We start from the raw sequence: 12,413 nt of genomic DNA, 5'->3' as shown, positions 1-12,413 counted from the left end.
GCAGGCGAGGACGGCGACGCGGAGCACCGGACGGGCGTCCGTCATGCCGACGACGTTACTGGTCACGGCGGCCTGCGGCCTCCCTGGGAGGGGACGAAGAGCATCATCGCGACCGGGTGTGACCCGGCCCACAGGGAGGGCGAAACGGGGCCGAACGGGTGGATCCGCTCGAATCGCGGTTCCCGCCGTACCGCGGTACACGACGCGCAGGCCGGTTGATTGACCAGCGGACAGCGTGGACTAAAGTGACGCGAAAGCGGGAGACGAGTCTCTCCCCGCGGACGAAACCCCCGGAGACCCCGGCGCGTGCCCGGACCAGTCTCCCCGCGCGCGCGGCGCGTACGTACGGCTCGGGGGACCGACGGTGCGTACGGCCCGCCGGAACTGAGAGGCCCCCTTGAGCCAGAGTCGACACGTCCCGGTGATGCTCCAGCGGTGCCTGGACCTGCTGGCGCCCGCCCTGGAGCGCCCCGGAGCGGTGGTCGTCGACTGCACCCTCGGTCTCGGCGGGCACAGCGAGGCGCTGCTCGCCCGGTTCCCCGAGGCCCGGCTGATCGGCCTCGACCGGGACAAGGAGGCGCTGCGCCTGTCCGGGGAGCGCCTGGCTCCCTACGGCGACCGCGCCACCCTGGTGCACGCCGTGTACGACGAGCTGCCCGACGTGCTCGACCGGCTCGGCATCGCGCGCGTGCGGGGCGTGCTGTTCGACCTGGGCGTCTCCTCCATGCAGCTGGACGAGGCAGGCCGCGGCTTCGCCTACGCGCAGGACGCGCCGCTGGACATGCGCATGGACCAGACCGCCGGCATCAGCGCCGCCGAGGTCCTCAACACCTACCCGCCCGGCGAACTGGTGCGCATCCTGCGCGCGTACGGCGAGGAGAAGCAGGCCAAGCGGATCGTCGCCGCGATCGTCCGGGAGCGGGAGAAGGAGCCGTTCGGCAACAGCGCGCGGCTGGTCGAACTCATCCGCGACGCGCTGCCGCAGGCCGCCAAGCGCACCGGCGGCAATCCGGCCAAGCGCACCTTCCAGGCGCTGCGCATCGAGGTCAACGGCGAACTGTCGGTCCTGGAGCGGGCGGTCCCGGCCGCCGTGAAGGCCCTGGACGTCGGCGGACGCATCGCCGTGCTGTCCTACCACTCGCTGGAAGACCGGCTCGTCAAGCAGGTGTTCGCGGCCGGGGCCGCCTCCACCGCGCCGCCCGGGCTGCCCGTCGTGCCGGAGCGCTACCAGCCGCGGCTCAAGCTGCTCACCCGCGGTGCCGAACTTCCCACCGAGGAAGAGATCGCCGAGAACCGCCGGGCCGCACCGGCCAGACTGCGGGGTGCCGAGCGCATCAGGGAGGACGTCGAGTGAGCGAGACGGGTCGCAGGGTCGGCGCCGCGCACCGAGGGAGCGGCTTCCCGCACGCACCGGGGGAGCAGTGAGCAGGAAACCCGAACCGAAGGGGAGGGCCGCCCGGCTCACCCGGCTCCTCCCGGCCGGCCGCGCCCAGGCGGCGCGCACCCCGTTCGTCCTGCTGGTCGTCGTGCTGCTCGGCGGCGGCCTCATCGGACTGCTGGTACTGAACTCGGCGCTGAGCGAGGGCTCGTTCGAACTCGCCGACCTGCAGAAGCAGACGAAGAACCTCACCGACCAGGAGCAGGCCCTCCAGCGGGACATCGACGCCTTCTCGTCCCCCGACGCCCTCCAGCGCCGCGCCCGGCAACTCGGCATGGTCCCCGGCGGCGACCCGGCCTTCCTCGGCCCCGACGGCACCGTCAAGGGCGTCCCCGGCGCCGCGCCCGAGCCGGCCGCCCTCACCGCCCCGGCGGCCCCCGGGGCGCTGACCCCGGCCGACGCCCTCACCGCCGTCCCGGCGCCCACCGCGCCGGCCCCGCCCGCGCCCCCGAGCACCCCGGCGGCGCCCGCGCCCGCGCCCCCGGCGCCGCCCGTCCTCCCCCAGCCCATCCCCACCCCGACCCCCGGCAGGTGACGGAAGTGTCCGACAGGCAAGCACCGCGCCGCCGGGTGCCCGGGCCCGCCAAGCCTCCGCGGCCGCGAGGTGCCGTCCGGCGGCAGGCCGGGCCCGGTGCCCGCCCGGTCCGCCGGCCCGGCGGGTCCCGGCCCCCGGTGACGCGCCCCCTCCGGCTCGGCAGCCCCCGGCCCCGGCTGCGCCTGGTCAGCCTCGCCCTGACGCTGGTGCTGCTCGCCTTCGTCGTACGGCTGCTGCAGGTGCAGGCCGTCGACGCCAGCGCGTACGCGGCACGCGCCGAACAGAACCGGTACGTGGTGCACACGCTGGCCGCCGAACGCGGCGAGATCACCGACCGCAACGGCGTCGCGCTCGCCGTCAGCGAGGACGCCTACGACATCACGGCCGACCCGACGATGTTCGGCGCCAAGCAGCTGAAGATCGCCGACGGCCCCGAGCGGGCCGCCGCGCTGCTCGCCCCGATCCTCGGCCAGGACCAGGCCGCGCTCGTCAGGAAACTGCGGCCGCAGAACCCCAACACCCGCTACACCCGGCTCGCCGCCCGGCAGACCCCGCAGGTCTGGAAGCAGATCAAGGACCTGAAGAGCGCCCTCACCCACAAGGCCGAGACCGACCACACCACCGTCAACGTACTGGCCGGTGTCTTCGCCGACCCCAGCAGCCAGCGCGTGTACCCCAACGGCGACCTGGCCGCCGGGATACTGGGCTGGGTCAACGCCGACGGCAAGGGCGGCGGCGGCGTCGAGCAGCAGCTGGACAAGCAGCTGTCCGGCAAGGAGGGCAAGGTCCGCTACGCCCAGGCCGGCGGCCGCGAGGTGCCCACGGCCGGCTCCACGGAGACGCCCGCGGTGCCCGGCGCCGACGTCGAGCTGACCATCGACCGCGACATCCAGTGGGCCGCGCAGCACGCCATCACCGAGCAGGTGGAGAAGTCCAAGGCGGACCGCGGCTACGTCATCGTCCAGGACACCCGCACCGGCCAGATCCTCGCCATGGCCAACTCGCCCGGCTTCGACCCGAACGACCTGGTGAAGGCCGACGGCGACGCCATGGGCAATGCGGCCCTCCAGGACGCCTACGAACCCGGCTCCACCGCCAAGGTGATGTCCATGGCGGCCGTGCTGGAGCGGAACGTGGCGACCCCGCTCACCCACGTCGTCGTACCCAACCGGCTGCACCGCGGCGACCGGCTCTTCCAGGACGACATCGACCACCGCACCTGGTACCTCACGCTCAACGGCGTGCTCGCCAAGTCCAGCAACATCGGCACCATCCTGGCGGCCGGCGAACTCGGCAGGACCCAGCCCGCGGCCAACCAGGTCCTCTACTCCTACCTGCGCAAGTTCGGCATCGGCGGTTACACCGGCCTCGGCTTCCCCGGCGAGACCCCGGGCATCCTGGCGCCGCCGCAGAAGTGGTCCACCTCGCAGCAGTACACGATCCCTTTCGGCCAGGGCTTCTCCCTCAACGCCATGCAGGCCGCGTCCGTGTACTCGACCATCGCCAACGGCGGGGTCCGCGTCGTGCCGACCCTGGTGCGCGGCACCAAGGGCGCCGACGGGCGCTTCACCCCCGCGCCGAAGCCCCGGCAGACACGGGTCGTCAGCGCCAAGACCGCCAAGAGCCTCGCCCAGATGCTGGAGTCCGTCGTCGACGACGAGCAGGGCACCGGCGTGAAGGCCCGCATCCCCGGGTACCGGGTCGCGGGCAAGACCGGCACGGCGAACCGCGTGGACCCGGCCACCGGCCGCTACCGCGGCTACACCTCGTCGTTCGCCGGGTTCGCGCCCGCCGACAACCCGCGGATCACGGTCTACTGCGCCATCCAGAACGCCACCTCGGGCAGCTACTTCGGTGGCCAGATCTGCGGTCCCATCTACAAGCAGGTGATGGAGTTCGCCCTGAAGACCCTCCAGGTCCCGCCGACCGGGGCGAGGCCGGCCAACCTGCCCGTCGAGTACAAGCCCTGATCAGCGCCGCCCTGATCAGCACGGAAACACCAGGAACGAGCTCGTGACAACGATCACCCCCGACGCCGGGAACCACGGGGCCGCCGGCCCCTCACTTCGCTCCGGAGCGGGTGCGCCCGGTACGCTCACCGCCGTGCCACACGCTGATCAGTCCCAAACCACCCAGAAGGGCCAACCCGTGACCTATCCGGGACTGCCCCGGCCGGCGCAGCTCGCCGCCACCTCGCTCGCGGAGCTCGCCGACCAGCTGGGTGTCACCGTGCCGGAGGGCGCCGCCGGGATCACGGGGATCACCCACGACTCGCGCGCCGTCCGCCCCGGCGACCTGTACGCCGCCCTGCCGGGCGCCCGTCTGCACGGCGCGGACTTCGTCACCCAGGCCGCGAGCCTGGGCGCCGCCGCCGTGCTCACCGACCCCACGGGGGCCGAGCGCGCCGCCGCGACCGGACTGCCCGTCCTGGTCGTCGAGGACCCGCGCGGACGGATGGGCGAGCTGGCGGCCACCATCTACGGCCACCCCGGCCGCGACCTGCTCCAGATCGGCATCACCGGCACCTCCGGCAAGACCACCACCGCCTATCTGGTCGAGGGCGGCCTGGGCGCGTCCCGCCGCTCCGGACTCATCGGCACGGTGGAGATCCGCGTCGGCGACGAGCGGATCAAGTCCGAGCGCACCACCCCCGAAGCCACCGACCTCCAGGCCCTGTTCGCCGTCATGCGTGAAGGCGGCGTCGAGGCGGTCGCCATGGAGGTCTCCAGCCACGCCCTGGTCCTCGGCCGGGTCGACGGCTGCGTCTTCGACATCGCCGTCTTCACCAACCTCAGCCCGGAACACATGGAGTTCCACTCCGACATGGAGGACTACTTCCGGGCCAAGGCGCAGCTCTTCACCCCGCGGCGCAGCAAACTCGGCGTGGTCAACGCCGACGACGAGTACGGCCGCCGGCTCGCGCGGGAGGCGACCGTCCCGGTCGTCACCTTCTCCGCCGAGGGCCACCCCGACGCCGACTGGCGCGCCCAGGACGTCCAGATCGGCCCCATGGACTCCACGTTCACCGTGCTCGGCCCGAACGGCGAGCGCGTCCACGCCAAGTCGCCGCTGCCGGGCCCGTTCAACGTGGCGAACACCCTCGCCGCCGTCGTCGCCCTCGCCGCGGCCGGCCTCGACCCGCAGACCGCCGCCGACGGCATCGCCGCCGTCCCGGGCGTGCCGGGCCGCCTGGAGCGCGTCGACGCCGGGCAGCCCTATCTCGCGGTCGTCGACTACGCCCACAAGACCGACGCGGTCGAGTCGGTGCTCAAGGCGCTGCGCAAGGTCACCAAGGGCCGGCTGCACATCGTCCTCGGCTGCGGCGGCGACCGCGACGAGACCAAGCGCGCCCCGATGGGCGCCGCCGCCGCCCGGCTCGCCGACACGGCCGTACTGACCTCCGACAACCCCCGCTCCGAGGACCCGCTCGCGATCCTCGCGACCATGCTCAAGGGCGCGGCCTCCGTGCCCGCGCACGAGCGCGGCGAGGTGCTGCTCTTCGAGGAGCGGGCCGCCGCCATCGCCGCCGCCGTGGGCCGCGCCCAGGCCGGCGACACCGTGCTGGTCGCGGGCAAGGGCCACGAGCAGGGCCAGGACATCGCCGGCGTGGTCCGTCCCTTCGACGACCGCCAGGTGCTTCGCGAAGCTATCCAGAACACCCAGGGATGAACTTGTGATCGCCCTCTCCCTCGCCGAGATCGCAGCAGTCGTCGGCGGGCAGACGCACGACATACCGGATCCGTCCGTGCAGGTGACGGGACCGGTCGTCCGGGACTCCCGTGAGGTGGTGCCCGGCAGCCTGTTCGCCGCCTTCGTCGGCGAGCGCGTGGACGGCCACGACTACGCCCGGGCGGTGGTCGAGGCCGGCGCGGTCGCCGTGCTGGCGTCCCGGCCGGTCGGTGTACCCGCGATCGTCGTGGCGGACGTGCAGACGGCCCTCGGCGCCCTCGCCCGGCACGTGGTGCGCCGGCTCGGCGCGACCCTCGTCGGCCTGACCGGCTCGGCCGGCAAGACCAGCACCAAGGACCTCATCGCCCAGGTGCTGCGCCGCAAGGCGCCGACCGTGTTCACGCCCGGCTCGCTCAACAACGAGATCGGGCTGCCGCTGACCGCCCTGTCCGCCACCGAGGAGACCCGGTTCCTCGTGCTGGAGATGGGCGCCCGCGGCATCGGCCACATCCGTTACCTCGCCGAGCTGACCCCGCCGAGGATCGGCCTGGTGCTCAACGTCGGCACCGCCCACATCGGCGAGTTCGGCGGGCGTGAGCAGATCGCCCAGGCCAAGGGCGAACTCGTGGAGGCACTCCCGGAGGACGGGGCGGCGATCCTCAACGCCGACGACCCGCTGGTGAAGGCCATGGCCGCCCGTACCAAGGCGAAGGTGGTCCTTTTCGGAGAGTCGGCCGAAGCGGACGTACGCGCCGAGAACGTACGACTCACGGACAGCGGACAGCCCGCCTTCCGCCTTCACACACCCTCCGGTGCAAGCGATGTGACGATGCGCCTGTACGGTGAGCACCACGTGTCGAACGCGCTCGCCGCGGCCGCCGTCGCCCATGAGCTGGGCATGTCCGCGGAAGAGATCGCCACCGCGCTCTCCGAGGCGGGCTCCCTCTCCCGCTGGCGCATGGAGGTCACCGAGCGCCCGGACGGCGTGACCATCGTCAACGACGCCTACAACGCCAACCCCGAGTCCATGCGGGCCGCCCTCAGGGCGCTCGCGGCCATGGGCAAGGGGCGCCGCACGTGGGCGGTGCTCGGCAAGATGGCCGAGCTGGGGGACGAGGCGCTCGCCGAGCACGACGCCGTCGGACGGCTCGCCGTCCGGCTCAACGTCAGCAAGCTCGTCGCCGTCGGGGGGATTGAGGCCTCCTGGCTGCAACTGGGCGCATATAACGAGGGTTCGTGGGGTGAGGAGTCGGTGCACGTGTCCGACGCACAGGCGGCGATCGACCTGTTGCGCAGCGAGTTGCGCCCGGGGGACGTCGTGCTCGTGAAGGCGTCCCGGTCGGTGGGTCTGGAGAGCGTCGCCCAGGCGCTCACCGAGACCGGGGCCGAGGGCGAGGTTGCCGCCCGATGATGAAGCAGATCCTGTTCTCAGGAGTCATTGGCCTCTTCCTGACGCTGGTCGGCACGCCGCTGCTGATCAAACTCCTCGCCCGCAAGGGCTACGGCCAGTACATCCGTGACGACGGCCCGCGCGAGCACGCCAGCAAGCGCGGTACGCCGACCATGGGCGGTATCGCCTTCATCCTGGCGACGATCGCCGCGTACTTCCTGAGCAAGCTCATCACCGGTTACCCGCCCACCTACTCCGGGCTGCTGGTCCTCGGCCTGATGTTCGGCATGGGTCTCGTCGGCTTCCTCGACGACTACATCAAGATCGTCAAGCGGCGCTCGCTGGGTCTGCGGGCCAAGGCGAAGATGGCCGGCCAGCTGATCGTCGGCATCGGCTTCGCGGTGCTGTCGCTGCAGTTCGCCGACGCCCGCGGCAACACCCCCGCCTCCACCAAGCTGTCGTTCATCACCGACTTCGGCTGGTCGATCGGCCCGGTGCTGTTCGTGGTCTGGGCGCTGTTCATGATTCTCGCGATGTCGAACGGCGTGAACCTCACCGACGGCCTGGACGGCCTGGCCACCGGCGCCTCCGTCCTCGTCTTCGGCGCCTACACGTTCATCGGCGTCTGGCAGTTCCAGGAGTCCTGCGCCAACGCGGGCACCCTGACCAACCCGGGCGCCTGCTACGAGGTGCGCGACCCCCTGGACCTCGCCGTGGTCGCCTCCGCGCTGATGGGCGCCTGCCTGGGCTTCCTGTGGTGGAACACCTCGCCGGCGAAGATCTTCATGGGCGACACCGGTTCGCTCGCCCTCGGCGGTGTCCTCACCGGCCTGGCCATCCTCTCCCGCACGGAGCTGCTGGTGGCCATCATGGGCGGCCTGTTCGTCCTCATCACCATGTCGGTCGTCATCCAGGTCGGCTCCTTCCGGCTCACCGGCAAGCGCGTCTTCCGGATGGCACCGCTCCAGCACCACTTCGAACTCAAGGGCTGGTCCGAGGTCCTGGTCGTGGTCCGCTTCTGGATCATCCAGGGCATCTGTGTGATCGTCGGACTGGGCCTCTTCTACGCGGGATGGGCAGCGGACAAGTGACCACCTCGGTGCCCTCAGGGCCTTCCGACTTCCAGGGCAGGCGCGTCACCGTCGCCGGGCTCGGCGTCTCCGGCGTCCCGGCGGCGAAGGTGCTGCACGCGCGCGGGGCGACCGTCACGGTCGTCAACGACGGCGACGACGCACGCGCGCGCGAGCAGGCCGCGGAGCTGGAGGCGCTCGGCATCACCGTGCGCCTCGGCGACGGGTCGACCCTGCCGGAGGGCACCGAGCTGATCGTCACCGCGCCCGGCTGGCATCCCGGCAAGCCGCTGTTCCGTGCCGCCGAGCAGGCCGGGGTGCCGGTCTGGGGCGACGTGGAGCTGGCCTGGCGGCTGCGCGGCCCCGACGCGGCCCCCTGGCTGGCCGTGACGGGCACCAACGGCAAGACCACGACCGTCCAGATGCTCGCCTCCATCCTGCGGGCGGCGGGCCTGCGCACGGCCGCCGTCGGCAACATCGGCGTCTCCCTGCTGGACGTCGTCCTCGGCGAAGAGCGCTACGACGTGCTCGCCGTGGAGCTGTCCAGCTACCAGCTGCACTGGGCGCCCTCCCTGCGCGCCCACTCGGCGGCCGTGCTCAACCTCGCGCCGGACCACCTCGACTGGCACGGCTCCATGGAGGCCTACGCGCGCGACAAGGGCCGGATCTACGAGGGAAACAAGGTCGCCTGCGTCTACAACGTCGCCGACAAGGCCACCGAGGACCTCGTCCGCGAGGCCGACGTCGAAGAGGGCTGCCGGGCCGTCGGATTCACCCTCGGTACGCCGGGGCCCTCCCAACTCGGCGTCGTCGAGGGCATCCTGGTCGACCGCGCCTTCGTGGCGGACCGGCACAAGAACGCGCAGGAGCTGGCCGAGGTCTCCGACGTCGACCCGCCGGCCCCGCACAACATCGCCAACGCCCTGGCCGCCGCCGCCCTGGCGCGCGCCTTCGGGGTGCCCGCCCGGGCCGTACGGGACGGCCTGCGGGCCTTCCGGCCGGACGCCCACCGCATCACGCACGTCGCCGACGTCGACGGCGTCGCGTACGTGGACGACTCCAAGGCGACCAACACCCATGCCGCGGAAGCCTCCTTGGCGGCATATGAACCGATCGTATGGATCGCGGGCGGTCTGGCGAAGGGCGCGACCTTCGACGAGCTGGTCGCCAAGTCGGCCGCGCGGCTTCGCGGCGTGGTCCTCATCGGCGCCGATCGCGCCCTGATCCGCGACGCCCTCGCGCGACACGCCCCGGAAGTACCCGTGGTCGACCTCGACCGGACCGACACTGGGGCGATGCTCCAGGCGGTGACGGAGGCGAAGCGGCTGGCTCAGCCCGGCGACACGGTGCTGCTGGCCCCGGCCTGCGCCTCCATGGACATGTTCACCAACTACAACCAGCGCGGTGACGCGTTCGCGGCGGCGGTCCGCGAACTCGACGCCTGACCCCGGCCGCCTGCCGGGCGGACCCTCGGAGGGACGCGTGGGACGGTCGACGTGCAACGGAGGCGCCGATGCCCAGTAGCCGTACCGGAAAGCCGCCCGTCCAGCGGGCCTCCCGGCGTCCGCGCCCCGCCGTTCCCCGGGCCCCGCGCGAGAACCCGGTCCAGCGGCTCCTCACGCGCGCGCGGAAGGCCTGGGACCGGCCGCTGACCGCCTATTACCTGATCGTCGGCGGCAGCGTGCTGATCACCGTGCTCGGCCTGGTGATGGTCTACTCGGCCTCCCAGATCACCGCGCTGCAGCTGTCGCTGCCCGGGTCGTACTTCTTCCGCAAGCAGGCCCTGGCCGCGCTCATCGGCGGCGCACTGCTGTTCGCCGCCTCCCGCATGCCGGTGAAACTGCACCGGGCGCTGGCCTACCCGATCCTCGCCGGCGCCGTCTTCCTGATGATCCTGGTGCAGATCCCCGGGATAGGGATGGCGGTCAACGGCAACCAGAACTGGATCTCGCTCGGCGGCTCCTTCCAGATCCAGCCAAGCGAGTTCGGCAAGCTCGCGCTGGTGCTGTGGGGCGCGGACCTGATCGCGCGCAAGCAGGAGAGGAAGCTGCTGACCCAGTGGAAGCACATGCTGGTGCCGCTGGTCCCGGTCGCCTTCCTGCTGCTCGGGCTGATCATGCTCGGCGGGGACATGGGCACCGCGATCATTCTCACGGCGATCCTGTTCGGCCTGCTCTGGCTCGCGGGCGCGCCGACCCGGCTGTTCGCGGGCGTGCTCTCCGTCGCCGCGCTGATCGGTGTGACCCTGATCAAGACCAGCCCCAACCGGATGGCCCGCCTCGCCTGCATCGGCGCCACCGAGCCGAAGACGGGGGTCGCCGACTGCTGGCAGGCCGTGCACGGGATCTACGCCCTGGCCTCCGGCGGACTCTTCGGCTCCGGACTCGGCGCGAGTGTGGAAAAATGGGGCCAACTCCCGGAAGCCCACACCGACTTCATCTTCGCCGTCACCGGTGAGGAACTGGGCCTCGCGGGGACGCTGTCGGTGCTCGCCCTGTTCGCGGCTCTAGGCTATGCGGGTATCCGCGTGGCCGGACGCACGGAGGACCCCTTCGTGAGGTATGCCGCGGGAGGCGTGACCACCTGGATCACCGCTCAGGCGGTGATCAACATCGGTGCGGTGCTCGGCCTGCTGCCGATCGCCGGCGTCCCGCTCCCGCTGTTCTCCTACGGAGGGTCCGCCCTGCTGCCGACCATGTTCGCCATCGGGTTGCTGATCGCCTTCGCGCGCGACGAGCCCGCTGCGCGGGCGGCGCTTGCGATGCGGCAACCTCGCTTTGGTAGAAAGCGGGCGGGAGGCTCCGGTGCCGAGCGGGGGCCTCGGAGATGGAACACGATGCGACGGCGTGCCTCGGCGGCGCGCTCGTCCGGAGAGCGGTGAATTTCGGTGCATGTCGTACTCGCCGGTGGGGGGACCGCCGGCCACATCGAGCCCGCGCTCGCCCTCGCGGACGCCCTGCGCAGGCAGGACCCGACCGTGGGGATCACGGCCCTGGGCACGGAGCGCGGTCTGGAGACCCGGCTCGTCCCGGAGCGCGGCTACGAGCTCGCGCTGATCCCGGCGGTGCCGCTGCCGCGCAAGCCCACCCCCGAGCTGATCACCGTTCCGGGCCGGCTGCGCGGCACGATCAAGGCCGCCGAGCAGATCCTGGAGCGCACCAAGGCGGACTGCGTGGTCGGCTTCGGCGGCTACGTGGCGCTGCCCGGCTACCTGGCCGCCAAGCGCCTCGGCGTGCCCATCGTGATCCACGAGGCCAACGCCCGCCCGGGCCTGGCCAACAAGATCGGCTCGCGCTACGCGGCCCGGGTCGCCGTCTCCACCCCGGACAGCAAGCTGCGTGACGCCCGCTACATCGGCATCCCGCTGCGCCGCTCCATCGCCACGCTGGACCGCGCCGCCGTCCGCCCCGAGGCCCGCCACCGCTTCGGCCTCGACCCGAACCTGCCCACGCTGCTGGTCTCCGGCGGCTCGCAGGGCGCCCGGCGGCTGAACGAGGTGACCCAGGCGGTCGCCCCGTGGCTGCAGCAGGCCGGCATCCAGATCCTGCACGCGGTCGGCCCGAAGAACGAACTGCCGCAGGTGCAGCAGATGCCGGGAATGCCCCCCTACATCCCGGTAAGTTACCTGGACCGGATGGACCTCGCGTACGCGGCGGCCGACATGATGCTCTGCCGCGCGGGCGCGATGACCGTCGCCGAACTCTCCGCCGTCGGGCTGCCGGCCGCCTACGTCCCGCTGCCCATCGGCAACGGCGAACAGCGGCTCAACGCCCAGCCGGTGGTCAAGGCCGGCGGCGGACTCCTCGTCGACGACGCGGAACTGACGCCCGAGTGGGTGCAGCAGAACGTGCTGCCCGTGCTCGCCGACCCGCACCGGCTGTACGAGATGTCCCGCTCGGCGAGCGAGTTCGGCCGCCGGGACGCCGACGACCTGCTCGTCGGCATGGTGTACGAGGCGATCGCCTCGCGCCGATAGGACCGTATGACGAAAGGGTAGTGAGCGTGGCCGGACCGACGACCGCCGAGCGCGGTGAACGCCAGCAGGAGTCGTCCGGCCCGCCGCTCGTGCGCGGGCTCAAAAACCGGCGCCTCCGTACGATCGTCGTACTGACCGCCGTCCTCGTGCTCCTGGGGGCCGGTGGCGCCTGGACGTTGTACGGCTCGAAGTGGCTGCGCGTCGAGCACGTCTCGGTGTCGGGCACGCGCGTGCTGACCCCCGCGCAGGTCCGCGCGGCGGCGGCCGTGCCCGTCGGGGACCCGATGATCTCCGTCGGCACCGACCGGATCGAAGCCCGGCTTCGCCGGAAGTTG

10 protein-coding genes are annotated in these 12,413 nt (G+C 72.2%); all 10 read left to right on the top strand.

Annotation, left to right across the window (positions count from 1 at the left end):
• Positions 1–397 precede the first annotated feature (397 nt).
• Positions 398–1,354: a 16S rRNA (cytosine(1402)-N(4))-methyltransferase RsmH gene (gene rsmH, locus IE312_RS20500; protein ID WP_189983812.1), complete on the top strand. Its 957-nt coding sequence runs from the start codon at positions 398–400 to the stop codon at positions 1,352–1,354.
• A gap of 67 nt (positions 1,355–1,421) precedes the next feature.
• Positions 1,422–1,973 carry a cell division protein FtsL gene (gene ftsL / locus IE312_RS20495; RefSeq protein WP_189983811.1) on the top strand — a complete coding sequence of 184 codons (552 nt, stop codon included), beginning with the start codon at positions 1,422–1,424 and terminating at the stop codon, positions 1,971–1,973.
• Positions 1,974–1,978: 5 nt separating this feature from the next.
• Positions 1,979–3,943: a peptidoglycan D,D-transpeptidase FtsI family protein gene (locus IE312_RS20490; RefSeq protein WP_306419784.1), complete on the top strand. Its 1,965-nt coding sequence runs from the start codon at positions 1,979–1,981 to the stop codon at positions 3,941–3,943.
• A 43-nt stretch (positions 3,944–3,986) separates the two neighbouring features.
• Entirely contained in the window at positions 3,987–5,642 is a 1,656-nt protein-coding gene (locus IE312_RS20485) for a UDP-N-acetylmuramoyl-L-alanyl-D-glutamate--2,6-diaminopimelate ligase (protein ID WP_189983809.1), read from the top strand.
• Between the two features lie 4 nt (positions 5,643–5,646).
• A complete protein-coding gene (locus IE312_RS20480) occupies positions 5,647–7,053 on the top strand; it encodes a UDP-N-acetylmuramoyl-tripeptide--D-alanyl-D-alanine ligase (protein ID WP_189983808.1) in 1,407 nt (468 codons plus the stop codon).
• Positions 7,050–8,123 carry a phospho-N-acetylmuramoyl-pentapeptide-transferase gene (gene mraY, locus IE312_RS20475; RefSeq protein WP_189983807.1) on the top strand — a complete coding sequence of 358 codons (1,074 nt, stop codon included), beginning with the start codon at positions 7,050–7,052 and terminating at the stop codon, positions 8,121–8,123. The genes IE312_RS20480 and mraY overlap by 4 nt, the downstream gene beginning before the upstream one ends.
• On the top strand, positions 8,105–9,547 hold the full coding sequence (gene murD, locus IE312_RS20470) for a UDP-N-acetylmuramoyl-L-alanine--D-glutamate ligase (protein ID WP_189983806.1): 1,443 nt from the start codon (positions 8,105–8,107) through the stop codon (positions 9,545–9,547). Before mraY ends, murD begins: the two co-directional genes overlap by 19 nt.
• 68 nt (positions 9,548–9,615) lie before the next feature.
• Positions 9,616–10,983 (top strand): putative lipid II flippase FtsW, encoded by a 1,368-nt coding sequence (gene ftsW / locus IE312_RS20465; RefSeq protein WP_189983805.1) that lies wholly within the window; start codon positions 9,616–9,618, stop codon positions 10,981–10,983.
• A gap of 6 nt (positions 10,984–10,989) precedes the next feature.
• On the top strand, positions 10,990–12,078 hold the full coding sequence (murG, locus tag IE312_RS20460) for an undecaprenyldiphospho-muramoylpentapeptide beta-N-acetylglucosaminyltransferase (protein ID WP_189983804.1): 1,089 nt from the start codon (positions 10,990–10,992) through the stop codon (positions 12,076–12,078).
• A gap of 26 nt (positions 12,079–12,104) precedes the next feature.
• On the top strand, positions 12,105–12,413 hold a 309-nt coding region (locus IE312_RS41025), incomplete at its 3' end, for an FtsQ-type POTRA domain-containing protein (RefSeq protein WP_229900199.1).

Source organism: Streptomyces capoamus (assembly GCF_014654935.1).
GTDB classification, from domain to species: domain Bacteria; phylum Actinomycetota; class Actinomycetes; order Streptomycetales; family Streptomycetaceae; genus Streptomyces; species Streptomyces capoamus.
Note: the sequence above shows the minus strand (reverse complement) of the source record. Positions and strands in the feature narration are given on the sequence as shown.